We start from the raw sequence: 25,198 nt of genomic DNA, 5'->3' as shown, positions 1-25,198 counted from the left end.
GGGCGCGGATTCGTCGGATATGACCTGTCTCGCGCTATGGGGCCAAGATGACAGCATTATTCAACTATAAACTCAAGGGAACTGACGGTTTGGCGCGCACGGGTGTGATTTCCACGCCGCGCGGCGAGATCCGGACGCCGGCCTTTATGCCGGTGGGCACGGCGGCGACGGTGAAGGCGATGATGCCTGAGAGCGTGGCGGCGACGGGGGCGGATATCCTCTTGGGCAACACCTATCACCTGATGTTGCGCCCCGGCGCGGAGCGGGTGGCGCGGTTGGGTGGTCTGCACCGGTTCATGAACTGGGAGAAGCCCATTCTCACGGATTCGGGGGGCTTTCAGGTGATGAGCCTTGCCGGGCTGCGCAAGCTGACCGAGCAAGGCGTGACGTTTCGCAGTCATATTGACGGATCAAAGCATGAGTTGACGCCGGAGCGGTCGATGGAGATCCAGCGGCTATTGGGCAGTGATATCGTGATGTGTTTCGACGAATGCCCGGCGCTGCCCGCGAGTGACAAGGCTGTGGCCGAGAGCATGCGGCTCAGCATGCGGTGGGCGGCGCGGTCGAAAGAGGCGTTCGGGGACCGGCCGGGGCATGCGCTTTTCGGGATCATGCAGGGCGGGGTCACGCCCGAGTTGCGCGAGGAGAGCGCTGCGGCGCTGACCGGGATCGGGTTCGACGGCTATGCGGTCGGCGGTCTGGCCGTGGGCGAGGGGCAAGAGGCGATGTTCGGCGTGCTGGAATATGCGCCGGGGTTCCTGCCCGAGGACAAGCCGCGCTATCTGATGGGGGTGGGCAAGCCTGATGACATTGTGGGCGCGGTGAAGCGCGGCATCGACATGATGGATTGCGTGTTGCCAAGCCGCTCGGGGCGCACCGGGCAGGCCTGGACGCGGCGCGGGCAGGTCAATATCAAGAACGCGCGGCATCAGGATGATCCGAGGCCATTGGATGAGGCCTGTGGCTGTCCGGCCTGTCGGAATTATTCCCGCGCCTATCTGCATCACGTGTTCCGCAGTCAGGAGATGATCTCGGGCATGCTGCTGACCTGGCACAATCTGCATTATTATCAGGAGATCATGGCGGGCATGCGCGCGGCGATTTCTGAGGGACGGTTCGCCGCGTGGGAGGCGGCGTTTCATGCGCTGCGGGCCGAGGGGGATATCGAGCCGGTCTGAGGCGCGCGGGGGGCCGTCGAGACAGTGGCCTACCGAAACCGGTCCGCGAGTTTCTGCAAAGCGCTGCGGGTGTCTTCGGCGGCCTCTTGGGGCGGTTCGGCCGCGGGCTCTGGCGCGGGTTTTGCCTTGCGCTCGGGCTTGGGGCGCGGTGGGGTCATGCGCTGCGCGACCGCGTTCTGGAACCTGTCGGCCTTGCCCTGTGCCAGCCATGGCGCACCGTCCGCAATGCCGCGCATCATGTCGTCGAGCCAGTCCTGATCGGCCTTGGCGAAATCCTGCAGGACATAGCCCGCCACCCGGTCCTTGTGTCCCGGATGCCCGATGCCAAGGCGCACGCGGGCATATTCCGCGCCGATATGGGCGTGGATCGAGCGCAGACCGTTATGGCCGGCATGGCCGCCACCGGTCTTGACGCGCAGCTTGCCGGGGGCAAGGTCGAGCTCATCATGAAAGACGGTCACGTCGACCGGCGTCAGTTTGTAAAAGCGCATCGCCTCGCCCACCGACTGACCGCTGAGATTCATGAAGGTGCCGGGCTTGAGCAGGATCACCTTCTCGCCCTCCAGCACGCCCTCGGTGACGTGGCCCTGGAACTTGGTCCGCCACGGGCCGAACCGGTGATCCTCGGCGATCCGGTCGACGGCCATGAAGCCGATATTGTGGCGGTTGCCCGCATATTTCGCGCCCGGATTGCCGAGGCCCACAAAGAGCTGCATTGCCCATTTCTCCCGCGTCACTTTAGGATGGTCTAGGGCCTTGGCCCGGCGGAATCAACCAAGGGGCAGGGTGGCATGGCGGAGTATGAGATCGACGGCCTGACGCTTGATGTGCCCGACAGCCATATCAATGACCGGATCGCGGCGAAACTGGCCTCGGGCAAATACGAGGGGCAGGAGGCGGCGGCGGCCCGGATGCGCCTGCGCGAGGGCCAGCGGGTGCTGGAGCTGGGGGCGGGGATCGGCTATATCGCGACGCTTTGCGCGCGGGTGGCGGGACCGGCAAATGTGACCACGGTCGAGGCCAATCCGGCGCTGCTGCCGGTGATCCGCGCCAACCTTGACCGCAACGGGGCGGGAGCCGTGACGCTGCTGCATGGCGCGGTGACGGGGCGCAGGGATGACCGCGACGCCATCGCCTTTGACGGCGCGCGCACATTCTGGGCCGGGCATATCGCCGATGAGGAGAGCGCCTCCGACAGGCTGATCGAGGTGCCGGCGCTCGGGCTCGATGCGCTGCTGGACATAGCGCGCCCGCATCTGGTGATCATGGATATCGAAGGCGCGGAAGAGCATCTGTTTGACGCGCCCTGGCCGGATCATGTTCATTCGGTGATGATGGAACTGCATCCGGGGCGCTACCCGGACACGGTGATCCAGCGGATCGTGGATTGCATGTCGGTTTCGGGTCTGACCTATGATCCGGGGCCCTCGCGCGGGCGCATCCTGTGCTTTCGCCGGGTGCGCGGGCAGTGAACGAAAAACGCGGCCGCCGTTTCCGGGGCCGCGTCGTTTTATGTTGCGCTGAGGCGGCGGCGGATCACTCCTCCGCTGCGACCTCTTCGGCTTCGACCTCGGCCTGATCCTCATCCTCGTCGTCCTCCTGGCTGCGCAGTGCAGAGGGGGCGGAGATGTTGCAGATCACGAAGTCGCGGTCGATGGTCGGCTTGGTGCCCGCGGGCAGGTCGACCATGGAAATCGTCAGCGTGTCGCCGATGTTTTCCATCTTGGTCAGGTCCACGACGATCTTCTCGGGGATGTCGCCTGCGGTCACCACAAGCTCGATCTCGGGGCGCACCAGGGTCAGAACGCCGCCCTTGCGCAGGGCCTTGCACTCTTCCTCGCCCTCGAAGTCGACATGGATGAAGAGGTTGATCTGCGTGGTCCGGCGCAGGCGCATGAAATCGACATGCGTCGGCAGGTCCTTGACGATATCGCGCTGCACGTCGCGGCAGATCACGCGCACATCCTCGTGGCCATCGACCTTGAGGTTGAAGAGCGTGGACTTGAAACGTCCCGCCTTCAGGCGCTTGATCAGCGCGTTATAGGGCAGTTGGATTGCCAGCGGCTCTTTGTCGCCACCGAACACGATACCCGGAACCAGATGCGCACGGCGCACCGCACGAGCGGCGCCCTTGCCCGTCCCCGTGCGTTCCTGGGCGTGAAGATCAGGAATTTCTCCAGCCATTTTGAATTCTCCATAGGTTAGAGCGGGGCTCCTCCAAGGCTGTAGCCCCGCGTGAAATTGCGCCTATAGAGCACGCTGGCTTGCTTGAAAAGGGCCAAACGGCATGGTCTGCGGCTTCTTCTTGGCAAAAATACTCAAATTCCGCCGGGTGCCAGCGCGTGTCACTCCCACTCGCCCGAAAAGCCTTTGGGCACCATCAGGATATCGCGGTCGAGATCATGCACGTCGCGCCGCCCGCAGAGGCCCATGGTGGTGTCCAACTCCTTTTGAATCACCTCCAGTGTCTTGGTGACGCCCGCCTCGCCCATTGCGCCAAGCCCGTAGACGAAGGCGCGGCCGATATAGGTGCCTTTCGCACCCATGGCGAGGGCCTTGAGCACGTCCTGACCCGAGCGGATGCCGCTGTCGAGATGCACCTCGATCTTGTCGCCCACGGCATCCATGATCGCGGGCAGGGCGCGGATGGCCGAGAGCGCGCCGTCAAGTTGCCGCCCGCCGTGGTTCGAGACGATGATCGCGTCTGCCCCCACGTTCAGTGCCTCGAGCGCATCGCGCGGGTCCATGATGCCCTTGATGATGAGCGGGCCGTCCCACATCTTGCGGAACACGCGGATGCGGTCCCAGTCGAGCGCCTGATCGAACGCCTCTGACGTCCATGTGCTGAGCGAGGAGGGGTCCGAGACACCCTTGGCGTGGCCCACGATATTGCCGAAGCTGCGCCGTTTGGTGCCCAGCATGCCGAGGCCCCAGTGCACCTTGGTCATCATGTTGGCGACGCTGGCGGGGGTCAGCTTGGGCGGGGCGGAAAGACCGTTCTTGAGATCCTTGTGACGCTGTCCCAGCATCTGCAGATCGACGGTGATCATCGCCGCCGAACATTTGGCGGCCTTCGCCCGATCGAACAGGCGCTGCATGAAATCGTCGTCCTTGAGCGTGTAGACCTGAAACCAGAACGGCCTGGTGGTGTGCTCGGCCACATCCTCGATGGAGCAGATCGACATTGTCGAAAGGGTGAAGGGCACGCCGAAATTCTCGGCCGCGCGGGCGGCCTTGATCTCGCCATCGGCGTTCTGCATGCCGGTGAGACCCACCGGCGCGAGCCCTAAAGGCATCGCCACGTCCTGCCCGATCATCTTTGTCGACAGGTTGCGCCCGGTCATGTCGATGGCGACGCGCTGTTTGAGATAGATGCGGTCGAAATCGGAGGTGTTCTCGCGAAAGGTCTGTTCCGTCCAACTGCCCGATTCCGCGTAGTCATAGAACATCTTGGGGACGCGGCGGCGGTAGATCCGCTTGAGATCGTCGATATTGGTGATGACGGGCATGGGGGCACTCCGGAAATTGGTAAACATGCTTTACCAACCCCGTGCCGCCTGCGCAATCATTGCCGATGCCGCAGGTCTGCGGATCGGGGGCCGCGACATCCGCTGTGCATTTTCTCCATTGTAATTGCCGCCCGCAACGCTTTAGTGTGAAATTGCGGTGACGGGTGCGATTTTTTGCCCCGACCACAAGAGATTCGCTGTTTCAGCCTCCTGCCGGACCGACAAATCCGCGAGGGCCGAACAGACCGATTGGGCCCCGGACCGGGGCTGCATACACGCCTGAAACCCCGACAAGGTGCCTCAGGCCTTGAATTGGCCCGCAAGGGCCGGAGAAGAAGAACCGCGATGAAGCGCGCGAGCACTGACAGCGTCATACAGGCAGGGACCACATGCGTCCCGCCCATGCGCACGCCCGCTATCGCCCCTATCAGACATCAGCCGCAACGCGCCGCCCCCCCGGGGGCGTGTGCCGCGCCGCGATGCATACGGAAAACATGGCCAAGAAAATGCTTATTGATGCCACCCACGCGGAGGAAACCCGCGTCGTGGTGGTCGACGGAAACAAGGTCGAGGAATTCGATTTCGAATCCGAGAACAAGCGCCAGCTTGCTGGCAACATCTATCTCGCAAAGGTAACCCGGGTCGAACCGTCGCTTCAGGCGGCGTTCATCGATTACGGCGGCAACCGGCACGGTTTCCTCGCCTTTTCGGAAATCCACCCCGATTACTATCAGATCCCGGTCGCCGACCGCGAGGCGCTGATGGCCGAGGAAGAGGCGCTCGCCCAGGCCCAGCAGGAGGAAGAGGAAAAGCCCAAGCGCTCCTCTCGCTCCCGGTCGCGGTCGCGCGCGAAACCCAAGGCGGAAAAGACCACGTCGGATGACGCGGTGACCACCGGCGATATTTCCGGCATGGAGACCATCGACCTAGACGCTGACGAGGAGGAAGGCACGTCGCCGATGGAGCGCGTGGCCGAGACCCCGGTCGAGGAACCCGCCGAAGACAGCGCCGCAGAACAGGGCACCGACACCGCGACGCCCGAGGGCGACGAGGATGACAGCGATACCCGCGATCACGCCAGCCACGATGACAGCATCGAATCCGTCGCCGATGAGGATGACAGCGAGGATCTGCGCCCGGTGCGCAAGCCGCGCGCGCGTCGCTACAAGATACAGGAGGTGATCAAGGTCCGCCAGATCATGCTCGTGCAGGTCGTCAAGGAAGAGCGCGGCAACAAGGGCGCGGCGCTGACCACCTATCTCAGCCTCGCCGGTCGGTATTGCGTGCTGATGCCCAATACCGCGCGTGGCGGCGGCATCTCTCGCAAGATCACGCTGGCGGCCGACCGCAAGAAGCTCAAGGAAATCGCCACCGAGATCGACGTGCCCAAGGGCGCGGGCCTGATCATCCGCACGGCGGGGGCCAAGCGCACCAAGGCCGAGATCAAGCGCGATTACGAATATCTCCAGCGGTTGTGGGAGCAGATCCGGGAGTTGACGCTCAAATCCATCGCGCCCGCCAAGATCTACGAGGAGGGCAACCTGATCAAACGCTCGATCCGCGATCTCTATAATCGCGAGATTGACGAGGTTCTGGTCGAGGGCGAGATGGGCTACCGGATCGCCAAGGACTTCATGAAGATGATCATGCCGTCCCACGCCAAGAACGTGAAACACTATGTCGATCAGCAGCCGCTTTTCGCGCGCCATCAGGTTGAAAGCTACCTCAGCGGCATGTTCAATCCGACGGTGCAGCTCAAATCCGGTGGCTATATCGTGATCGGCGTGACCGAGGCGCTTGTCGCCATCGACGTCAACTCGGGCCGGGCCACCAAGGAAGGCTCGATCGAGGAAACCGCAACCAAGACCAACCTTGAGGCCGCCGACGAGGTCGCCCGTCAGTTGCGCTTGCGCGACCTTGCCGGGCTGATCGTGATCGACTTCATCGACATGGACGAGCGCCGCAATAATGCCTCTGTCGAAAAACGGATGAAGGAGCGGCTGAAGACCGACCGCGCCCGCATTCAGGTGGGGCGCATCTCGGGCTTTGGCCTTATGGAAATGTCGCGCCAGCGTTTGCGCCCCGGCATGATCGAGGCGACCACACAGCCTTGCCCGATCTGCCACGGCACAGGCCTCATCCGCTCGGATGACAACCTTGCGCTGTCGATCCTGCGCCAGGTCGAGGAAGAGGGCGTGCGCCGCCGCTCGCGCGAGGTGCTATTGAAATGCCCGGTGGGCATCGCCAACTACCTGATGAACCAGAAACGCGATCACGTGGCCCAGATCGAGGCGCGCTATGGTCTTTCCGTCCGGGTCGAGGGAGACCCGACGCTGGTCAGCCCCGATTTCACGATGGAGAAGTTCAAGACCGCGACGCGCACCGTGCCCGAGCCCGATGCGGCGCAGTTCGTCTCTGCCGGGGCGGCGCTGATGGTCGAGATCGACGAGACCGAGGAAGACGTGGTCGCCGACGAGGTGGAACCCACGCCCGAGGCCAATGGTGACGACGGCGACAAGCCCAAGAAAAAGCGCCGCCGCTCGCGCAGCCGTGGCCGCCGCAAGCCCAAGAATGGTGGCGAGGGGCAGCAGGAGAACGGCCAGGCCGAGGCTTCGAGTGGGGCCGGGGATCAGGGTCAGGAGACGCCGGTCGAGGCCGGTGGCGATGCCGCGGCGCAGACCGACGCCGAGACCGCCCCTGCCGCCGAACAGGCCGAGGCCGAGGCAGAGACACCCAAGCCGAAGCCCAAACGCCCGAGCCGTTCGCGCAAGAAGACGCCGGCCAAGGCGGATGGTGATGCGGCCCCGGCAGACGCCGAGGCGACACCGGAGGCCAAGCCCGAGGACGTGGCTCAGGACAAGCCCAAGCCGCGCTCGCGCTCTGTCTCGCGCAAGAAGAAAGAGCCCGAGGCGAGCCCGGTCGTGGAAGAGGTCGCCGCTGCGGCTGATCCCATCCCCGAGGCGGAACCGGCGCCAGCCGCAGAGGCGGAGGTCAAGCCTCAACCGGAGCCTGCACCGGAACCGGAGCCGACCCCTGAGCCGGTCGCGGAAGAGCCCGCCAAGGCCCCCGAGCCCGAGCCGGAAACCGAAACCGTCACCGAAGACCCGGCCCCGGCCAAGCCCAAGCGGCGCGGGTGGTGGTCACTCGGCTAAACAGCGGGACATTTCCGAGAAAAGCCGCGCCCCGTTTCACGGGCGCGGCTTTTCCATGCCGCGGCCTTAGCCCGCCTTGCGGATGAGATAGGTCTGCACCCCGGCCTCGTCGCTGGACGAGATCAGTTCATGGCCGGATTCGGCACAGAAATGCGGCACATCGATCACTGCCGCCGGATCATCGGCGTAGAGCGCGACCAGCGCGCCAACGTCCAATGATTTCAAGCGCTTGCGCAGCTTGAGAACGGGCAGGGGGCACAAGAGGCCACAGGCGTCGAGCGTATCATTCGGGGTCATGCCCAATCAGATAGCGGCCTTGTTACAGCCTGTCCACAAGGATGTGACCCTTTGCTGCGTGACGCAGCGGGGTGGACGGGTTATGTGTGTTCCCATGTTCGGAATCGAAATCATAGACGCCGCTTTGCTGCCGGCCATGCTCGTGGCCTTAGTTGCTGGAATCATATCGTTTTTAAGCCCCTGCGTGCTGCCGATCGTGCCGCCTTACCTGGCCTATATCAGCGGTGTCAGCCTCAATGACCTGACCGAGAGCGGCAGCCAACGCGCGCGCGCCGTGATGCCCGCGCTATTCTTTGTGCTGGGGCTGTCGACGGTGTTCCTGTTTCTGGGCTTCACCGCGTCGGCCATCGGTACGGTGTTTCTGCAATACCAAGGCTATTTCAACGCGATAGCGGGCATACTTGTCATGGCCTTCGGGGCGCATTTCGTGGGCGTCTATCGCTTCGGGTTCCTCGACCGCGAGGCGCGGCTTGATGCGGGCGACCGGGGGGGATCGTCCTTTGGGGCCTATATTCTCGGTCTGGCCTTCGCCTTTGGCTGGACGCCCTGCATCGGCCCGCAACTGGGCGCGATCCTGTCGCTTGCCGCCTCCGAGGCCAATGTCGCGCGGGGCACCTCATTGCTGGCGGTCTATGCCATCGGGCTGGGTGTGCCCTTCATTCTGGTGGCGGCATTCCTGCCGCGTCTTCAAGGGCTTATGGGCTGGATGAAGCGGCACATGGAACAGATCGAGCGGGTCATGGGCCTGCTGTTGTGGACCATCGGCCTACTGATGCTGACCGGCGGCTTCTCGGCGTTTTCGTTCTGGCTGCTGGAGACGTTCCCGGCCCTCGCGGTGCTTGGATAACGTCTTACGCTCGCCTGATTTTCGCGCTAGGCTCTGGCCGACAAGAGGTTGGTCATGAGCAGCAACGCCCCCGTTAACGCGCCTGTGCGGCATAGGCGTGTGTTTTACATTCCGGGTTACGATCCGATCCCGCCGCGCCGCTACCGCGAGCTTTATCGCAAGGAAAGCGCCGCGCAGGCGGGTATTTCCGGATATGAAATCAGTATCTTGCCGAGCGAAGCTAAGGCGAGATTCGGTTGGGGTGTGCAGGGCCGGATAGAGGGGGCCGAGGTGGATGCCCAAATCGAGGTGCTGGTCTGGTCCGACATTGTCAAGGACAGCATGGATCAGGGCATTCTTGCCACCTATGCCCAACTGATCCGCACCGCCGCCACCTATATCGGAACCGGCGCGCTGTTTCGGCTGATGCGTTTGCGCAAAGGTCCGGTGATTGCGGCGCTTTACCCGGTTGGGGTTCTGCTGACGCAACTGGGTCTGGCGCTGTTGGCGGCGTGGGGTCTGGGTCAGGGTCTGGCCGTGCTGCATCCGCTGGCGGCCTGGGGCGGGCTGGTCGTTGTGCCGCTGATCCTTGGATGGTTTCGCCGCATGGATGGCCGGTTTTTCGCCTATTACCTGATGCATGACTATGCCTATTCGGCGCGGCATCTGGGGGCCAACCCGCCGGAGTTGGAGGCGCGGATGGCCGAGTTCACCGCCGAGATCGCGCAGGCCTTGCAAGGAGAGTGCGACGAGGTGCTGGTTGTCGGGCATTCTTCGGGCGCGCATCTGGGGGTGTCGATCCTCGCCGATCTGATCCGCGCCGGGCATGTGCCTGCGGGTGGCCCCGCGCTGTCATTCCTCAGTCTCGGGCAGGTGGTGCCGATGGTGTCTTTCCTGCCGCGCGCGCACCGGTTGCGCGCCGATCTGGCCTATCTGAGCACGCGCGAGGAGGTGTTCTGGCTCGACGTGACCGCGCCGGGCGATGGCTGCGCCTTTGCGCTGTGTGATCCGGTGAGCGTGAGTGGCGTGGCCCCAGCGGGGAAACGCTGGCCGCTGGTGATTTCGGCGGCGTTCACGCAAAGCTTGAGTGCCGAGCGGTGGCGCGCACTGCGCTGGCGGTTTTTCCGGCTGCATTTTCAATATCTTTGCGCCTTTGACCGGCCGAAGGATTACGACTATTTCCGCATCACCGCCGGGCCGCAGACCCTTGCGCAGCGCTTTGCCGGGCGGCCCGCGTCCAAGAGCCGGATCGAGCGGGCGACCTCGGGTTACACGAGCGTTGCGCCATGAGACCGCCCAAGCCCCCCGCGCGGCCGGATCGCGTGTCATTGTGGCGCTACATGCGGCTGTTTCGGGCTGATATCCTCTCGGCGCAGCCCGCGCGGCTCTATCGGGCGTGGATGGCCGAATTTCGCACGCCGTTCTTTCGCTCTTACCTGTGCAATGAGCCCGACCTCGTCGATCTGGTGCTGCGCGCGCGGCCCGATGACTTTCCGAAATCCGCGCGGGTGTCCGAAGGGTTGCGGCCTTTGCTGGGGCAGTCAGTGTTCGTCACCAATGGAGAGAGTTGGAAGCGGCAGCGGCGGATCATCTTCCCCGCCTTCGAGGGCGGGCGGCTGCGCGATACCTTTGCGGCGATGGTCAGGGCCGGGCAGGGCGCGGTGGCGCGGCTTGAGCCCTTGGCCGATGGCGCGCCGCGCGATATCGAGCCGCACACGAGCCATGCCGCCGCCGACGTGATCTTTCGCACGCTGTTCTCGATCCCGATCGAGAACGAGACCGCGAGCGCGGTGTTCGAGCAGTTCAAGGAGCATCAGCGCACGCAGCCGGTGCTGAACCTCGCGGCCTTTGTGCCGCTGCCGCGCTGGTTTCCGCGCTTTCATCGCCGGAAAACACGAGAGACCGCCCGCAGCATCCGCGCGCTGATCACGCAGCTGACGGCGCAGCGCATGGGGGAGATCGAAGCCGGGACCGCGCCCGACGATCTGGCCACCAAGATCATGACCACCGCCGACCCGCAGACCGGCGTGCGGTTCGACACGCAGGAAATGGTCGATCAGGTGGCGATCTTTTTCCTTGCGGGGCATGAAACGAGCGCCTCGGCACTGGCCTGGGCGCTGTATCTGCTGGCGCTGTACCCTGATTGGCAGGACCGGCTTGCCGAAGAGGCCGAGGCGGTGTTTGGCAGCTGCACGCCCGAGTTTTCGGACATGTCGCGGCTGCGCGTGGCGCGGGATGTGTTTCGTGAGACGCTGCGCCTTTATCCGCCCGTGCCGATGATGGTGCGCGAGAGCACGTGCCCCGAACGCTTTCGCAATCGCGATGTCAAACCCGGCGCGCAGGTGGTGATCAGCCCGTGGCATCTGCACCGGCATGAACGGCTGTGGGACAATCCCGACGGTTTTGACCCGGCGCGTTATGGCACCGAGAATGGCAAGACTTGCCTGCGTACCGCCTATATCCCGTTCTCCGCCGGGCAGCGGGTCTGCACCGGGGCGGGGTTTGCGATGATCGAGGGGCCGCTCTTGCTGGCGATGCTGGTGCGGGCCTATCGCTTTGACGCGGTGCCGGACCGCCCGGCGATGCCGGTGGCGCATCTGACGGTGCGCGGGCGCGACGGTATCTGGCTGGCGATTTCGCCGCGCTGACCCCTTTGCAAGCCCGGCCAAAGCGCCTATGTATGAGGTGTTCCCGGCAATGGGGACTATGGACATAAACGCGCTCGTAATAAGCGGATCGGACCCGGGGGCGGTACCCGGCGGCTCCACCAATCATCCTTCATTTGGGGATCATGGGGCCGAAACAGGATCGACGAACGTCTAAAGGGGTTATGCTTTGTCCCGGTGAGGTACCACCGTTATCGGTCCGAAACGTACAGTTGCAAATGACAACCGTGCTCCGGTCGCCGTTGCTGCGTAAGCAGTAACAAGACCGAAACTTAAGCCCTTGCGCCTAGCCGCGTAAGGCGGGGTTCGCAGGCACCTGGCAACAGAAGCCTGCACTTTCCTGATTTTTTGACATTTTCGCGTGTTTCAGGCAGACCTGATGCATCGAACTCTTCTTTAGGTTGAGCTGTCCCTAAAATATTCGTCTTGCAATACAGTCCGGTCGGTGGGACCATTCACGCATATTTGATTTTTTATTAAGGATAGTGAAAATGAAAAGCATTGCGCTTGCGGCAGTTTCCGCGTTGTACATCTCCTCCGGCCCGGCATATGCGGCGACGCTCTCTGATCTTGTTGGGGGGGCGACCCTGACTGAGGGCGACGTGACGTTTTCGGGGTTTGCGTTTACTGACAACGTGCGAACACCGGCCTTTGCCGGTGATTTTGTCGCCGATGCTAACGGCATCGAAGTGACGACGTCCTCGACGGCATCAACGACGACGCTGTCCTTCAATCTAGACCCCGGGGCGAGTATCTCTGGCTTTGACACTGCGTCCAGTCTTGGGCACATGTTCAGCTTTTTCGTCGATTTCAATGTGGCCGTGGCAGGCGGGTCCACGCGCACATTGAGTGATGTAACGCTGGGTGGTGGCGACCTCTTCGCCACAGTGGATGCTTTCTCTGAAGTTATCTTTGTTGACGGCATAAACTTGCCGTCGGTCGAGCTTGAGATTTTCGAGGATACTCTGACGGGCAGTCAGACCAGCGACACCGAGATGCTGGGCGGTTTAAGCTCACTGGATTTATTCGGGACCGTTGGGGGCTTGACCCTTGGCGACGGTGCCACGGCCGGGCTCAGCGCCTTTTCGCTGACCTTTGATCTGGCAGGCACCGCCCCGCCCCCCAGCCCTGTTCCACTGCCCGCCGGCCTGCCGTTATTGCTGGCCGGTCTGGGGGGGCTGGCGCTCTTGCGGCGTCGCAAGACACTTTAGGTCCAAGTTGACGCATCGCGCGTCAGCGATTGTTCCCTTGCGCATCCACCGGCGGAGATTACGCCGACTGCGCAAGGTATTCACGGTGCTGCATTTTTCGCAATCCATTTTAGCTGAAAGTGAATAGGAGAACTCCATGCCAAACAGGATCAAGACCCTTGCCGCAACCGTGGCCTTGTCAACCGCAGCCCTGCTGTCTCCGAAACCCGCCGAGGCGCAGGCCGACCCGTTCATCGGCCAGATCATGATGGCGGGATATAACTTCTGCCCACGCGGTTGGGCGAATGCGGATGGCCAGCTTTTGCCGATTTCGTCGAATGCCGCACTGTTTTCGTTGTATGGCACGACCTTTGGCGGGGACGGGCGCACGACCTTTGCCTTGCCGGATCTTCGGGGCCGCGTGCCGATGCATACCGGTCAGGGACCTGGTCTTGCCTCCCGGCAGAGCGGGCAAAAGGGCGGCACCGAAACCAACACGTTGTCGGCGGCCCAAATGCCCGCTCATTCGCATTCGATCAACGTTTCACGGTCCAATGGCAGCACGACGACGCCGCAGGGCACCTATCTGGCGGGCACCGGGCGCGACCGGGATTACACGGGTCAAAGTCCCGATGCGACGATGAGCGGCAATGCAATCGGCAGCACAGGTGGCGGTCAGCCGATCGACAACATGCAGCCCTACCTGGTGATACGGTATTGTGTGGCGCTTCAGGGCATCTTCCCGTCGCGCAACTGAAGGGCATAGCCGAATTGAGCGAGCGTCAGCCTGTCATTCGGGCTGACCTCGTCCTGGTCTCGCACAAGTCCGGCAGAACTGTCTGACGATGCCGCACGACAATTCCGTGTCATATTTTCTATGCGTTGAAAATTGCGCTTGCGTGCCTTGATCAGGCGGCTACCACTTGCGCCATGACCCCTGCGCTCAATGATCTGGTAGCTGTATTCCTACGCATCGGCCTTTTGTCCTTTGGTGGACCGGCGGCGCAGATCTCGATGATGCATGCCGAACTGGTCGAACGGCGGGGCTGGCTGGATGAGCGGCAATTCCTCGGCGCGCTGTCGTTCTGCATGCTGCTGCCGGGCCCCGAGGCGATGCAGCTGGCCACCTATGCGGGTTGGCGGCTTAGGGGCGTGCCGGGGGGGCTGATCGCGGGGCTGCTCTTCGTGGTGCCGGGGGCGCTGGTGATCATGGCGCTTGGGCTGGGCTATGCGCTTTATGGCGGGGTGCCGTTGGTGCAGGCGCTGTTTGTCGGGGTCAAGGCGGCGGTGGTGGCGATCGTGTTGCAGGCGCTGTTGAACCTCGCCCGCAAGTCACTGCAGGACCGGGCAAGCTGGGTGCTGGCGGGCCTCGCCTTTGTGGCGATGTTCATGCTGTCGGTGCCGTTTCCCATCATCATCGCGCTGGCGGCGCTCTGGGGGTATCTGAGCGCGCACGGAGAGGCCGAGACCGCGCTGCCCGCCGCCGTGCCGTTGCGCGGCACGCTGGTCACCGTCGCCATCTGGGGTGCGCTCTGGGCTGCGCCGGTGCTGGTGGTGTGGGCGGCAGGGGCCGATTTCCTCACCGATCTGGCGCTGTTCTTCAGCAAGCTGGCCGTGGTGACCTTTGGCGGGGCCTATGCGGTGCTGGCCTATATGACCGAGACGGTGGTGGTGACCAAGGGCTGGCTGAGCACGGCGCAGATGATCGACGCGCTCGGGCTGGCCGAGACGACGCCGGGGCCGCTGATCCTCGTGACCGAATTTGTCGGTCTGCTGGCAGGGTACGCGCAGGGCGGGGTGGGGATGGCCGTGCTGGCGGCGCTGCTGACGCTCTGGGTGACTTTTACGCCCTGTTTTCTGTGGATATTCACCGGCGCGCCTTATATCGAGCAGATCCTTGCGCGGCCCCGGCTCAAGGGGGCCTTGGCCGGCATTTCGGCGGCCGTGGTTGGCGTGATCCTGAATCTTTCGGTCTGGTTCGCGCTGCATGTTCTGTTTGAGCGCGTGCGTGACACGAGCTTTGGCCCGGTGCCGGACTGGGGGACATTCAGCCCACTCAGCCTTGTCTTCGTGCTGCTGGCGGCGGTGCTTTTGCTGGGCGCGCGGCTGTCGATGGTCTGGGTCCTGACGCTGCTTGCGGTGCTCGCGGGGGCGTGGCATCTATTGATTTAACGTGCGTATTGCGGGTCTTTTGTTTTGTCCCGAATCCCCTATGCTGATCGCTAGAACTCACCCGAGGTAAAGAATGTCGCGCTCGATCGATTACGGAAACCTGATGCATCGCGCCATGCGTGGCCTCATTCAGGAGGTTCTGACCGACGTGCAGATGAACGGGCTGCCCGGCGCGCATCATTTCTTCATCACGTTTGACACCACGCATCCCAAGGCGGAACTCGCCGATTGGTTGCGCGACCGCTACCCGTCCGAGATGACGGTTGTGATGCAGCACTGGTATGACGGGCTGGAGGTGACGGATGACGGGTTCAGCGTCACGCTGAATTTCGGTGATGCGCCGGAGCGGCTCTATGTGCCCTATGACGCGATCCAGACCTTTGTTGATCCTTCGGTCGAATTCGGCCTGCGATTCGAGACGCAGGAGGTCGAGGACGAGGACGACGAGGAGGATGTCGACGATCTGGATGCCGAGGGTGACGCGCCCACCGAGGCGGATGTGGTCAGCCTCGACAGCTTTCGGAAATAGGGCAGGGTGCTTGCTGCGCCCACCGGTATTCCATTGTATACAGCATTGATCTTTTGCCCGGCTTCGCTATGAACGGGGCAAACCGTCAAGGAGATTCCGCAATGACTGCCACCCGCACCGAATCCGACAGTTTCGGCCCGCTCGACGTGCCTGCCGACAAGTATTGGGGCGCGCAGACGCAGCGCTCGATCATGAATTTCCCGATCGGCTGGGAAAAGCAGCCCATCGCTATCGTGCGCGCCCTGGGCGTGATCAAGAAGGCCTGCGCGCAGGCCAACAAGGCGAGCGGCAAGCTTGATGCGCGGCTGGCGGATGCGATCATTCAGGCGGCGGGCGAGGTGATCGAGGGCAAGTTCGACGACAATTTCCCGCTGGTGGTCTGGCAGACGGGGTCTGGCACGCAGTCCAACATGAATTCCAACGAGGTGATCGCCAATCGCGCCATCGAGATCCTCGGGGGCGAGATCGGATCGAAAGATCCGGTGCATCCCAATGACCATTGCAACATGGGGCAGTCCTCGAACGATACCTTCCCCACGGCGATGCATATCGCCACCGCGATGAGCGTGCGCGATGTGCTGCTGCCGGGGCTGGGCAAGCTGGCGGCGGGGCTGGAGGCGAAAGCCGCCGAGTTCAAGGACATCATCAAGATCGGCCGCACCCATACGCAGGACGCCACGCCGCTGACGCTGGGGCAGGAGTTTTCGGGCTATGCGCATCAGGTGCGGCAGGGGATCGCGCGGGTGCAGGCCTGCATGCCCGGCATTTACGAGTTGGCGCAGGGCGGCACCGCCGTGGGCACCGGGCTCAACACAGCGCATGGCTGGGGTGAGACGGTTGCGGCCAACATGGCCGAGATCACCGGCCTGCCGTTTGTCACGGCGCCCAACAAGTTCGAGGCGCTTGCGGCGCATGACGCGATGGTGTTCCTGTCGGGGGCGCTCGCGACGGTGGCGGGCTCTTGCTACAAGATCGCCAACGATATCCGGTTTCTCGGCTCTGGCCCGCGCTCGGGCCTCGGCGAATTGATCCTGCCCGAAAACGAGCCGGGCAGCAGCATCATGCCCGGCAAGGTCAACCCGACGCAGGCCGAGGCGCTGACACAGGTGGCCGCCCATGTCATGGGCAATGACGCTGCGATCAAGTTCGCTGGCTCACAAGGGCATTTCGAGCTCAATGTCTACAACCCGATGATGGCCTATAACCTGTTGCAATCCATTCAGCTTTTGGGGGATGCCACCGACAGCTTTACCGAGCGGATGCTGATGGGCATCGAAGCCAACGAGTCGCGCATCGAGAAGCTGATGACGGAAAGCCTGATGCTGGTGACGGCGCTTGCGCCCACGATTGGCTATGACAACGCCACCAAGGTTGCCAAGACCGCGCATAAGAACGGCACAACGCTGAAGGAAGAAGCGATCGCGCTCGGCTTTGTGGATGCGGAGACCTTTGACCGCGTGGTGCGGCCCGAAGACATGATCGGCCCGAAATGAGCGACAGGCCGGTCAACCTGAACCGGGTACGCAAGCAAAAGGTGCGGGCTGAGAACAAGGCCCGCGCCGACGAGAATTCGGCGCGTTTCGGGCGGACCAAGGCGCAGAAGACCGTTGAAGAGACGCAGGCCGAAAAGGCGCGCCGCATCCTCGACCTGCACCGCCGCGAGGATGACTGATGCGGGTTTCATCTTGCGATAAGTATCCCGGGGGAATCGCCGCGTGCGGCGATGGGGGCAGCGCCCCCGGACATGGCCAGCCATGAACGCGCGCCCGGTCAAACATTCGCTGACCCTGCGCGGCCATCGCACCAGCGTCTCGCTGGAGGAAGAGTTCTGGCGCGCGTTTCGCGAGATCGCCGCCGAGGAGGGCATCGCGCTGAACGCGCTGGCCGCCCGGATCGACGCGGAGCGCGGCATCGAGGCGGGCCTTGCCTCGGCGATCCGGGTGCATGTCCTGCGCCACTTTCGCGCGAAAAATGCCGATTGATACTCGCGCTGAGCGTAGGAATCCGGGTCGGTCTTAGGGGGCCGCACCTCTTAAAGTGTCGCTTTTCACACCCAATCCTCCGCTGATTGGTTGCGTTTACGCAACCGGGCTTGTTACCCTCAACGGGCGAATGGGATCGGGGGCCTTCACCTGAAGACGTCCCGGGTAAGAGTGCTTCCCGGTTCTGAATGCTGAAAACGCCAGCGCGCCGCGTGCGTCCGAGCCGGCCTGTGAAAGGCGTGTTCGGGGTGTGTTACGCGACATGGCAAAGGGACAAGGGAGGGCCTCAATGGCCGACGAAACAGAGAACCAGGGTATCCCTGCGCCCACGGGCGACTCGGATATCATCGAGACCGATTACGAGATCGGTCAGGACAACATCACGACCAAGATCGGGCCCTTCGGCCTCGATATTCACAACCCCGTCTTCATGATCTCGGGCCTCGCGGTGGTGGCCTTCGTCTTCTATACGCTGGCCCTGCCGGAGCAGGCGGCAAGTGTCTTTAGCTGGCTCTTTTCGGCGGTGACCAAGGGCTTTGACTGGTTCTTCCTCGGAGCCGCGAATATCTTCGTGATCTTCTGCCTGGTGCTGATCGTGACGCCCTATGGCTCGGTCCGGCTGGGCGGCACTGAAGCCTCGCCGGACTATAGCTATATCGGCTGGTTCGCGATGCTGTTTGCCGCGGGCATGGGCATCGGCCTGCTGTTCTTCGGCGTCTCGGAGCCGATGAGCCACTTCTCGTCGTCGCTCGGCGGCACCTCTATGGAAGACGGCGCGCGCACCGACTGGGCCCCTCTGGGTGCGGCAGGCGGTGACGCGGCGGCGGCACAGCGGCTTGGCATGGCGGCGACGATCTTTCACTGGGGTCTGCACCCTTGGGCGATCTATGCTGTCGTGGCGCTGGCGCTTGCGCTGTTCTCCTATAACAAGGGCCTGCCGCTGACGCTGCGCTCGGCGTTCTACCCGCTTCTGGGCGAGCGTGTCTGGGGCTGGTGGGGTCACATCATCGACACGCTGGCGGTGTTTGCCACGCTCTTCGGTCTGGCCACCTCGCTCGGCTTTGGTGCGGAGCAGACGGCCTCGGGTCTGACCTTCCTCTTCGGGTCGGGTGACGCGGCAGAGGGGACACGCTCCTTCATGGGCATCACCTATGGCAACAGCGACGAGTCGGGCGTGGCCAACAACCCGCTTCTGCTGGTGATCCTGATTTCCGCGATCACCGCTGTCGCGCTGGTCTCGGTCGTGCGTGGCCTTGACGGTGGCGTCAAGGTGCTCTCGGAGATCAACATGGGGCTGGCGGCGATCCTGCTCTTGTTCGTGTTCTTCGTGGGTGGGCCGATCTTCCTGCTGACGCTGTTTTTCGACAGCATCTGGGCGTATTTCCAGAACCTCTTTGCCCTGAGCAATCCGTTCGGGCGTGAAGACACCAACTTCATGCAGGGCTGGACATCGTTCTACTGGGCCTGGTGGATTTCCTGGTCGCCCTTCGTCGGCATGTTCATCGCGCGCGTCAGCCGTGGCCGCACGGTGCGCGAGTTCATCATCTGCGTGCTGATCATCCCGACGACGGTCTGCATCCTGTGGATGACTGTCTTCGGGGGCACCGCGCTCAATCAGGTGGTGGCCGATGGCTATACCGGTGCGCAGGATGCGGCGCTTGAACTCAAGCTGTTCCAGATGCTTGCGGAACTGCCGCTGGCGACGATCACCTCGGTGATCGGGATCGTCCTGGTGATCGTGTTCTTCGTCACCTCGTCGGACTCCGGGTCGCTCGTGATCGACACGATTACGGCGGGCGGTAAGGTCGACGCGCCGGTGTCGCAGCGTGTGTTCTGGTGCATCTTCGAAGGCGCGGTCGCGATCGTGCTGCTGATCGGCGGGGGCCTTGCGGCCCTGCAATCGGCGGTGATCTCGACGGGTCTGCCGTTCACGCTGGTGCTGTTGGTGATGTGCTACGCGATCTGGAAGGGACTGGCGTCCGAGAAGCGCTGATCCCAGCCTGACCTAACCCAATGAGAGGCCCCCCGGGTGTTGCACCCCGGGGGGCTTTGCTATTTGCTATGCCGAAATCATGATGGGGGGACTTGGGGTCGTGATACTGGACAATGAATTCGTGCGCGCGCAGTTTCCGGCATTTTCCGAGCCGTCGCTTGCGGGCCAGGCGTTTTTCGAGAATGCGGGCGGGTCTTTTACCTGCGCGCCGGTGATTGCCCGGCTGGAGCGGTATTACCGGCAGCGCAAGGTGCAGCCTTATGCGCCATATGAGGCCAGCCGTCTGGCTGGTGAAGAGATGGATGAGGCGCGGGCGCGGCTGGCGGCGATGATGGGGGTGGCCACCGACGAGGTCAGTTTTGGCCCTTCGACCACGCAGAACACCTATGTTCTGGCGCAGGCGTTCCGGCAATGGATGCAGCCGGGCGATGCGATCATCGTGACCAATCAGGATCACGAGGCCAATTCCGGGCCGTGGCGGCGGCTGGCCGATGAGGGGTTCGAGCTGCGCGAGTGGCGGATCGACCCGGACACCGGCCTGCTTGACCCTGCCGATCTGGAGAACCTGCTGGATGAGCGGGTGCGGCTGGTGTGTTTTCCGCATTGCTCCAACGTGGTGGGGGCGATCAACCCGGTGGTCGAGGTCACCGCGCTTGCCCATGCTGCGGGGGCGTTTGTCTGCGTCGATGGCGTGAGTTATGCGCCGCACGGCCTGCCCGATGTGGGCGGCATGGGCCCTGATATCTACCTTTTTTCGGCCTACAAGACCTACGGGCCGCATCAAGGTATCATGGTGATGCGCCGCGAGTTGAGCAACCTGCTGCCCAATCAGGCACATTATTTCAATGCCGATACGCTCTACAAGCGCTTTACCCCCGCCGGACCCGATCACGCGCAGGTCGCGGCAAGTGCTGGCATGGCCGATTACATTGACGCGCTCGCGGCGCATCATGGGATCGACGGCGAGGCGGGTGCGCGCAATGCGGGGGTGCATGACCTGATGCGCGCACATGAAACGGCGCTGTTGCAGCCGCTGCTCGATTATCTGAAGGATCGCAATTCCGTGCGCCTGATCGGGCGGACCGATGCGGCGGCCAAAGCCCCGACCGTGGCCGTTGCCCTCAACCGTCCGGGGGTTGAGGCCGCGGCGGATCTGGCCGCGCATGGCATCATGGCGGGGGGCGGTGATTTCTACGCGGTGCGGCCATTGCAGGCCATGGGCGTGGATACCGAGAAGGGCGTGCTGCGGCTGAGCTTTGTGCATTACACGTCGCGCGCGGAGGTGGATAAGCTTCTGAGTGCGCTCGACGATATTCTTTGATCCGGCCCCGGCGGCCTTGCGTAAGACAGTTAAAGACCGGGGCAGGGGATGACCGACATAACACCGAGTATCGTATGGCTACGCCGTGATCTGCGGCTGAGCGACAACCCTGCCTTGGCGGCGGCCTGCGCGCGTGGCGGGCCGGTCATTGTCGTGTTCATTCATGATGACAGCATCGCGCGGTTGGGTGCCGCGCCGAAATGGCGGCTTGGCCTGTCGCTTCGTGACCTCGCGGACGCGCTGGCGGCGAAGGGTGGCCGTTTGATCCTGCGCAGCGGCGACGCGTGCGATGTGCTGCTCGATCTGATTAATGAGACGGGGGCGGAGGCGGTGCATTGGTCCCGGCTCTACGATCCGGAGGCGATTGCCCGCGACAGTGCGATCAAATCCGCGCTCAAGGCGCGTGGTGTCGAGGCCGAGAGCCACAACGCGCATCTGCTGTTCGAGCCCTGGACGGTCGAGACGCAGCAGGGCGGGTACTACAAGGTCTACACGCCGTTCTGGCGTGCGGTGAAGGACCGCGACGTGCCCGCGCCCGAGAGCGCGCCACAGCGCATTCCTGCGCCCGAGGCCTGGCCCGAGAGCGAGCGTCTGGAGGATTGGAACCTTGGGGCCGCCATGCAGCGCGGGGCCGAGGTTTGCCTGCCGCATCAATGCGTGGGCGAGGCGGCGGCGCAGGGGCGACTTGGGGCCTTCGTCGGCGGGGTGATCGCCGATTATGCGACCGCTCGCGACCTGCCCGCCAAGCCCGGCACCTCGGGCCTGTCCGAGAACCTGACCTATGGCGAAGTATCCGCGCGCCAGTGCTGGCATGCCGGGCTGCGTGCGCTGCACGAGGGGGCACATGGGGCCGAGACGTGGCTCAAGGAGCTCGTGTGGCGCGAGTTTGCCTATCACCTGATCTATCACACGCCCCGCATCGCGTCCGGCAACTGGCGCGAGGAATGGGATGCGTTTCCGTGGAACGAGGACGCGACACGACCCGAGGTGATCGCCTGGAAACAGGGCCGCACCGGCGTGCCCTTTGTCGATGCCGCGATGCGCGAGATGTATGTCACCGGCACCATGCACAACCGCGCCCGGATGATCGTGGCGTCGTACCTGACCAAGCATTTGATGACCCACTGGAAGATCGGCCTTGAGTGGTTCGCCGATTGCCTGACCGACTGGGATCCGGCCTCGAACGCCATGGGGTGGCAATGGGCGGCGGGCTGCGGGCCGGATGCAGCGCCGTATTTCCGCGTCTTCAATCCGGAAACGCAGCTGCATAAGTTTGATCCCGAGGGCGCGTACATCCGCCGCTGGATCGCGGAAGGCACGCGCAGCCCGAGCGAGACGGCGCTGTCCTATTTCGATGCGATCCCGCGTGCCTGGGGCCTCTCGCCGCAGGATCGCTACGCGGCCCCGGTGGTCGGTCTGAAAGAGGGGCGCGAACGCGCGCTTGCCGCATATCAAGGACGGGGGTTCTGAATGGGCAGTGCCGCAGTTGAAAAATCTTGCCCGCGCGGGACCGATGCCAATAGCCTTGACGAAGAGAAACGAGGAAATAATCGCATGATCCTGACCGATACCACCGGCCAGACCGACCTGCCACGCTATTTCGCCCGCTCTTTTGGCGTGGCCCGCCAGATCAGCGCCGGGCGGATCGATATCGTGCTACCCGATGGCCGGATCTTTCGCGCCGAAGGGCCGCGCCCCGGCCCGGTGGCGGTGCTGGAGATCCACGACCCGGAGGTGTTTGCCCGGTTGGTGCGCGAGGGCTATCTGGGGTTTTGCGAGGCCTATCTTGACGGTGACTGGTCGACGCCGGACCTGCAATCCTTCATGGATCTGCTGAACGATGATGACGGGATTTATAACGGCTATCCCGGCCAGAAGATCGCACAGCTTTATGAGCGCATCCGCTTTTGGTTCAAGCGCAATTCCAAGGCTCAGGCGCGGCGCAACATCAGCTATCACTACGATCTGGGGAATGATTTTTACCGGCTGTGGCTGGATGACACGATGACCTATTCCAGCGCCATCTTCGACGAGGGGCGCAACAGCCTGGAGCAGGCGCAGATCGCGAAATATGCCAGCATGGTCGATCAGATGGGTGTGAAACCCGGCGATCACGTGCTGGAGATCGGCTGTGGCTGGGGCGGCTTCGCGGAATATGCGGCGGGCGAGCGTGGGCTGCGCGTGACCGGCCTCACGATCAGCGAGGAACAATTGAAATACGCGCGCGAGCGGATTGCACGGGCCGGGCTGTCGGACAAGGTGACGCTCAAGTTGCAGGATTACCGCGACGAGCGCGGCACCTATGACGGCATCGCCAGCATCGAGATGTTCGAGGCCGTGGGCGAGCGATATTGGCCGGTGTTCTTCGAGAGCCTGCGCGACCGGCTCAGCCCCGGGGCGCAGGCCACCTTGCAGATCATCACGGTCGAGGACAGCCGGTGGAACAGCTACCGCAATGACGTTGATTTCATTCAGAAATACATCTTTCCGGGCGGCATGCTGCCCAGCCCGACGGTGCTGCGCCAGCAGATCGAGCGCGCCGGGCTGACCGTCGCGGGCTCGATCGAATTCGGGGAAAGCTACAGCCAGACGCTGCGCCGCTGGCATCAGAGTTTCAACGAGAAATGGGGTGAGATCGCCGATATGGGCTTTGACGAGCGGTTCCGCCGGATGTGGAATTTCTACCTCACCTCTTGCGCGGGGGCCTTCAAAGGGGGTAGTTGCGATGTGACACAGATCACCATCGCAAGGCCCGGATAGATGCCTGTAACCGACCGTATGCCCACGATGGGCAAGCTGGCTGCCGCGATCGGGCTCGGCATCGTGGGCTGGGTCGGGTCCGAATTGTTCCGCCCGTTGATGCCGGACGACACCAATTTCGGCTGGTTCAATTACGTCAATGTCGTGCTTGGGGTGATCTGCGGCTGGCGGGTGACGGGCACGCGGCTGGGGCGCGGCTATGCCGAAGGCTTCAGCGCGGGGTTGACCGGATTGGGCGCGCTGGTGTTCTGGGCGATCTTTCTGCAGAGCCTGAACGAAATGCTCAAGCGGGCGCTCGATAATCGCTATGACGGCGCGGTCGAGGGCATTACCTCGATGTTCGAACTGGCGACGGAATATGCGCTGACCATGGTTGACGGGACGCTGATCGGTGCGTTGCTGGCAGGCGGCGTGTTGGTCGGTGTGATCTCGGAGTGGGTGGCGCGCCGCTGGCCATGACCAATCCGCTGTTCCTTTACGGGCCGATGGCAGAACAGGATTTTCTGGAGGCGGCTTTGGGTTCAGCCAACCCCGGCCTTGCGCCGGAGGCGGTGCTGCCCGATCACGCCCCGAGCGCCGCGCCTGTATCGCTGCCCCTTCCGGGCCTCAGCGGCGGTGTCGGGGCCGTCAGGGGGCGGATCGTCAGCGATGCGGAGGCGGTCGCGCGGTTGATTTATATCGGCGAGGTGCTGGGGCTTGAGCCCGTGCAGCAGGTGCGGCTGTCTTGCGAGGGTCAGGAGATCCCGGCGCGCGCATTGGCCGGGCGGCCCGGCACGCTGGCCTGGCAGGCTGATTGCTGGTCGGGGGCGTCACAGTTGACGCTGTGCGAGGCAGTGCGCGAGATCGTGGAGGATATGGCGCATCGTCCGGCAGCCGATCTGGCGGCCACGCGGGCGATGATCCTGTCGCGCGCTGCGGCGCGGGTCGCCGCCCGCGACGCGGTGCCTGCCGAGCTGCGCAGCGCCACCGGAGCGGACAGTGTCGAGGCGCTGCGCGTCGAGACGCCCCATGCCGGGTTCTTTCGCACGCGGGGCTATCACCTGCGCCATCCGCGTTTTGACGGCACCGCCAGCCCCGTCCTGCATCGCGAGGTGTTCGTGGCGACCGATGCGGCGCTTGTTCTGCCCTATGACCCGCTGCGTGACCGGCTGTTGCTGATCGAGCAATTCAGGATGGGCCCCTATGGGCGCGGTGATCCGCGTCCATGGATGCTGGAGCCGGTGGCGGGCCGTATCGACGCGGGCGAAACGCCGGAAGAGACCGCCCTGCGCGAATGTCGCGAGGAGGCGCGGATCGATCTGCGCGGGCTGGAGAAAATTTCGACGCATTACTGCACGCCGGGCTATTCCACGGAGGTGTTTCACCTTTTTCTGGGGCTGTGTGATCTGCCGGATGTCGCGCAGGGGCAAGGCGGGCTTGAGACCGAGAACGAGGACATCCGCAGCCATGTGATTGATTTCGATCAGGCGATGGCGCTGTTGCGCAGTGGCGAGGCCAATAACGGGCCGCTGGTGCTGAGCCTGATCTGGCTGGAGCGGGAACGTGCAAGGCTGCGCGCATCGGCTTGAGTTCCGTCAACTGAGGGCCTAAACCCGAGGGAACATGCCGAGCACAGGAGCAACG

23 protein-coding genes and 1 other RNA gene are annotated in these 25,198 nt (G+C 63.6%); 20 read left to right on the top strand and 4 right to left on the bottom strand.

Annotated features, from left to right (window positions below; genetic code table 11):
• Positions 1 to 47 precede the first annotated feature (47 nt).
• Complete coding sequence (gene tgt / locus RID11_RS08205; protein ID WP_350137453.1) at positions 48 to 1,178, top strand: tRNA guanosine(34) transglycosylase Tgt; 1,131 nt, start codon at positions 48 to 50, stop codon at positions 1,176 to 1,178.
• Positions 1,179 to 1,207: 29 nt separating this feature from the next.
• Here tgt and pth read toward each other — a convergent pair whose 3' ends face one another.
• Positions 1,208 to 1,894, bottom strand: a complete 687-nt coding sequence (gene pth / locus RID11_RS08200; protein WP_350137451.1) for an aminoacyl-tRNA hydrolase — start codon at positions 1,892 to 1,894, stop codon at positions 1,208 to 1,210.
• Positions 1,895 to 1,969: 75 nt separating this feature from the next.
• Between pth and RID11_RS08195 the strand changes: the two genes are divergently transcribed.
• Positions 1,970 to 2,650 (top strand): FkbM family methyltransferase, encoded by a 681-nt coding sequence (locus RID11_RS08195; protein WP_350137449.1) that lies wholly within the window; start codon positions 1,970 to 1,972, stop codon positions 2,648 to 2,650.
• A gap of 64 nt (positions 2,651 to 2,714) precedes the next feature.
• Here RID11_RS08195 and RID11_RS08190 read toward each other — a convergent pair whose 3' ends face one another.
• Positions 2,715 to 3,362, bottom strand: coding sequence for a 50S ribosomal protein L25/general stress protein Ctc (locus RID11_RS08190; RefSeq protein ID WP_350137447.1), 648 nt, complete (start codon positions 3,360 to 3,362; stop codon positions 2,715 to 2,717).
• Positions 3,363 to 3,523: 161 nt separating this feature from the next.
• Positions 3,524 to 4,687, bottom strand: a complete 1,164-nt coding sequence (locus RID11_RS08185; RefSeq protein ID WP_350137445.1) for an alpha-hydroxy acid oxidase — start codon at positions 4,685 to 4,687, stop codon at positions 3,524 to 3,526.
• Between the two features lie 494 nt (positions 4,688 to 5,181).
• On the opposite strand from RID11_RS08185, the gene RID11_RS08180 reads away from it, so the two are divergent.
• The gene (locus RID11_RS08180; protein WP_350137442.1) at positions 5,182 to 7,839 is read left to right on the top strand and encodes an Rne/Rng family ribonuclease; all 2,658 of its coding nucleotides are present in this window, start codon (positions 5,182 to 5,184) and stop codon (positions 7,837 to 7,839) included.
• Between the two features lie 66 nt (positions 7,840 to 7,905).
• On the opposite strand, the gene RID11_RS08175 is transcribed toward RID11_RS08180, so the two are convergent.
• Positions 7,906 to 8,136: a sulfurtransferase TusA family protein gene (locus RID11_RS08175; protein WP_350137439.1), complete on the bottom strand. Its 231-nt coding sequence runs from the start codon at positions 8,134 to 8,136 to the stop codon at positions 7,906 to 7,908.
• Positions 8,137 to 8,230: 94 nt separating this feature from the next.
• Here RID11_RS08175 and RID11_RS08170 point away from each other — a divergent pair, with 94 nt between their 5' ends.
• The 17 genes from RID11_RS08170 to RID11_RS08090 all read left to right on the top strand — a co-directional run bounded on the left by RID11_RS08170 (position 8,231) and on the right by RID11_RS08090 (position 25,143).
• Complete coding sequence (locus tag RID11_RS08170; protein ID WP_350137437.1) at positions 8,231 to 8,983, top strand: cytochrome c biogenesis CcdA family protein; 753 nt, start codon at positions 8,231 to 8,233, stop codon at positions 8,981 to 8,983.
• A 54-nt stretch (positions 8,984 to 9,037) separates the two neighbouring features.
• Positions 9,038 to 10,252, top strand: a complete 1,215-nt coding sequence (locus RID11_RS08165; protein ID WP_350137435.1) for a hypothetical protein — start codon at positions 9,038 to 9,040, stop codon at positions 10,250 to 10,252.
• A complete protein-coding gene (locus tag RID11_RS08160; RefSeq protein WP_350137433.1) occupies positions 10,249 to 11,610 on the top strand; it encodes a cytochrome P450 in 1,362 nt (453 codons plus the stop codon). The genes RID11_RS08165 and RID11_RS08160 overlap by 4 nt, the downstream gene beginning before the upstream one ends.
• Positions 11,611 to 11,965, top strand: a transfer-messenger RNA (tmRNA) gene (gene ssrA / locus RID11_RS08155).
• A gap of 154 nt (positions 11,966 to 12,119) precedes the next feature.
• On the top strand, positions 12,120 to 12,839 hold the full coding sequence (locus tag RID11_RS08150; protein WP_350137431.1) for a VPLPA-CTERM sorting domain-containing protein: 720 nt from the start codon (positions 12,120 to 12,122) through the stop codon (positions 12,837 to 12,839).
• 136 nt (positions 12,840 to 12,975) lie between these two features.
• Positions 12,976 to 13,575, top strand: a complete 600-nt coding sequence (locus RID11_RS08145) for a phage tail protein (protein ID WP_350137428.1) — start codon at positions 12,976 to 12,978, stop codon at positions 13,573 to 13,575.
• A 173-nt stretch (positions 13,576 to 13,748) separates the two neighbouring features.
• Positions 13,749 to 14,990 (top strand): chromate efflux transporter, encoded by a 1,242-nt coding sequence (chrA, locus tag RID11_RS08140; RefSeq protein ID WP_350137426.1) that lies wholly within the window; start codon positions 13,749 to 13,751, stop codon positions 14,988 to 14,990.
• Between the two features lie 73 nt (positions 14,991 to 15,063).
• Positions 15,064 to 15,519 carry an SspB family protein gene (locus RID11_RS08135; protein ID WP_350137424.1) on the top strand — a complete coding sequence of 152 codons (456 nt, stop codon included), beginning with the start codon at positions 15,064 to 15,066 and terminating at the stop codon, positions 15,517 to 15,519.
• A gap of 101 nt (positions 15,520 to 15,620) precedes the next feature.
• Positions 15,621 to 17,012: a class II fumarate hydratase gene (fumC, locus tag RID11_RS08130; RefSeq protein ID WP_350137421.1), complete on the top strand. Its 1,392-nt coding sequence runs from the start codon at positions 15,621 to 15,623 to the stop codon at positions 17,010 to 17,012.
• Positions 17,009 to 17,191: a DUF4169 family protein gene (locus RID11_RS08125; RefSeq protein WP_350137419.1), complete on the top strand. Its 183-nt coding sequence runs from the start codon at positions 17,009 to 17,011 to the stop codon at positions 17,189 to 17,191. Before fumC ends, RID11_RS08125 begins: the two co-directional genes overlap by 4 nt.
• 82 nt (positions 17,192 to 17,273) lie before the next feature.
• Positions 17,274 to 17,501, top strand: a complete 228-nt coding sequence (locus RID11_RS08120) for a ribbon-helix-helix domain-containing protein (protein ID WP_350137417.1) — start codon at positions 17,274 to 17,276, stop codon at positions 17,499 to 17,501.
• A 289-nt stretch (positions 17,502 to 17,790) separates the two neighbouring features.
• Complete coding sequence (locus tag RID11_RS08115; protein WP_350137414.1) at positions 17,791 to 19,494, top strand: BCCT family transporter; 1,704 nt, start codon at positions 17,791 to 17,793, stop codon at positions 19,492 to 19,494.
• A 100-nt stretch (positions 19,495 to 19,594) separates the two neighbouring features.
• Positions 19,595 to 20,815: an aminotransferase class V-fold PLP-dependent enzyme gene (locus tag RID11_RS08110; protein WP_350137776.1), complete on the top strand. Its 1,221-nt coding sequence runs from the start codon at positions 19,595 to 19,597 to the stop codon at positions 20,813 to 20,815.
• A 48-nt stretch (positions 20,816 to 20,863) separates the two neighbouring features.
• A complete protein-coding gene (locus RID11_RS08105; protein WP_350137411.1) occupies positions 20,864 to 22,285 on the top strand; it encodes a cryptochrome/photolyase family protein in 1,422 nt (473 codons plus the stop codon).
• An 84-nt stretch (positions 22,286 to 22,369) separates the two neighbouring features.
• A complete protein-coding gene (locus tag RID11_RS08100) occupies positions 22,370 to 23,575 on the top strand; it encodes a class I SAM-dependent methyltransferase (protein ID WP_350137408.1) in 1,206 nt (401 codons plus the stop codon).
• Positions 23,576 to 24,034: a TrgA family protein gene (locus tag RID11_RS08095; protein ID WP_350137406.1), complete on the top strand. Its 459-nt coding sequence runs from the start codon at positions 23,576 to 23,578 to the stop codon at positions 24,032 to 24,034.
• Entirely contained in the window at positions 24,031 to 25,143 is a 1,113-nt protein-coding gene (locus RID11_RS08090; protein ID WP_350137403.1) for an NUDIX domain-containing protein, read from the top strand. Before RID11_RS08095 ends, RID11_RS08090 begins: the two co-directional genes overlap by 4 nt.
• Positions 25,144 to 25,198: the final 55 nt, after the last annotated feature.

Origin of the sequence: Roseovarius sp. (assembly GCF_040219995.1) — a bacterium.
GTDB lineage: Bacteria > Pseudomonadota > Alphaproteobacteria > Rhodobacterales > Rhodobacteraceae > Roseovarius.
Note: the sequence above shows the minus strand (reverse complement) of the source record. Positions and strands in the feature narration are given on the sequence as shown.

Bases quoted from the DNA above. Each gene is read 5' to 3' on its own strand.
- fumC (WP_350137421.1), top strand. From the start codon at position 15,621: ATGACTGCCACCCGCACCGAATCCGACAGTTTCGGCCCGCTCGACGTG.
- RID11_RS08105 (WP_350137411.1), top strand. From the start codon at position 20,864: ATGACCGACATAACACCGAGTATCGTATGGCTACGCCGTGATCTGCGG.
- RID11_RS08160 (WP_350137433.1), top strand. From the start codon at position 10,249: ATGAGACCGCCCAAGCCCCCCGCGCGGCCGGATCGCGTGTCATTGTGG.
- RID11_RS08175 (WP_350137439.1), bottom strand. From the start codon at position 8,136: ATGACCCCGAATGATACGCTCGACGCCTGTGGCCTCTTGTGCCCCCTG.
- RID11_RS08190 (WP_350137447.1), bottom strand. From the start codon at position 3,362: ATGGCTGGAGAAATTCCTGATCTTCACGCCCAGGAACGCACGGGGACG.
- RID11_RS08135 (WP_350137424.1), top strand. From the start codon at position 15,064: ATGTCGCGCTCGATCGATTACGGAAACCTGATGCATCGCGCCATGCGT.
- RID11_RS08150 (WP_350137431.1), top strand. From the start codon at position 12,120: ATGAAAAGCATTGCGCTTGCGGCAGTTTCCGCGTTGTACATCTCCTCC.
- RID11_RS08100 (WP_350137408.1), top strand. From the start codon at position 22,370: ATGATCCTGACCGATACCACCGGCCAGACCGACCTGCCACGCTATTTC.
- RID11_RS08090 (WP_350137403.1), top strand. From the start codon at position 24,031: ATGACCAATCCGCTGTTCCTTTACGGGCCGATGGCAGAACAGGATTTT.
- RID11_RS08195 (WP_350137449.1), top strand. From the start codon at position 1,970: ATGGCGGAGTATGAGATCGACGGCCTGACGCTTGATGTGCCCGACAGC.
- RID11_RS08170 (WP_350137437.1), top strand. From the start codon at position 8,231: ATGTTCGGAATCGAAATCATAGACGCCGCTTTGCTGCCGGCCATGCTC.
- RID11_RS08165 (WP_350137435.1), top strand. From the start codon at position 9,038: ATGAGCAGCAACGCCCCCGTTAACGCGCCTGTGCGGCATAGGCGTGTG.
- RID11_RS08145 (WP_350137428.1), top strand. From the start codon at position 12,976: ATGCCAAACAGGATCAAGACCCTTGCCGCAACCGTGGCCTTGTCAACC.
- RID11_RS08185 (WP_350137445.1), bottom strand. From the start codon at position 4,687: ATGCCCGTCATCACCAATATCGACGATCTCAAGCGGATCTACCGCCGC.
- pth (WP_350137451.1), bottom strand. From the start codon at position 1,894: ATGCAGCTCTTTGTGGGCCTCGGCAATCCGGGCGCGAAATATGCGGGC.
- RID11_RS08115 (WP_350137414.1), top strand. From the start codon at position 17,791: ATGGCCGACGAAACAGAGAACCAGGGTATCCCTGCGCCCACGGGCGAC.
- RID11_RS08095 (WP_350137406.1), top strand. From the start codon at position 23,576: ATGCCTGTAACCGACCGTATGCCCACGATGGGCAAGCTGGCTGCCGCG.
- RID11_RS08120 (WP_350137417.1), top strand. From the start codon at position 17,274: ATGAACGCGCGCCCGGTCAAACATTCGCTGACCCTGCGCGGCCATCGC.
- chrA (WP_350137426.1), top strand. From the start codon at position 13,749: ATGACCCCTGCGCTCAATGATCTGGTAGCTGTATTCCTACGCATCGGC.
- RID11_RS08125 (WP_350137419.1), top strand. From the start codon at position 17,009: ATGAGCGACAGGCCGGTCAACCTGAACCGGGTACGCAAGCAAAAGGTG.
- tgt (WP_350137453.1), top strand. From the start codon at position 48: ATGACAGCATTATTCAACTATAAACTCAAGGGAACTGACGGTTTGGCG.
- RID11_RS08180 (WP_350137442.1), top strand. From the start codon at position 5,182: ATGGCCAAGAAAATGCTTATTGATGCCACCCACGCGGAGGAAACCCGC.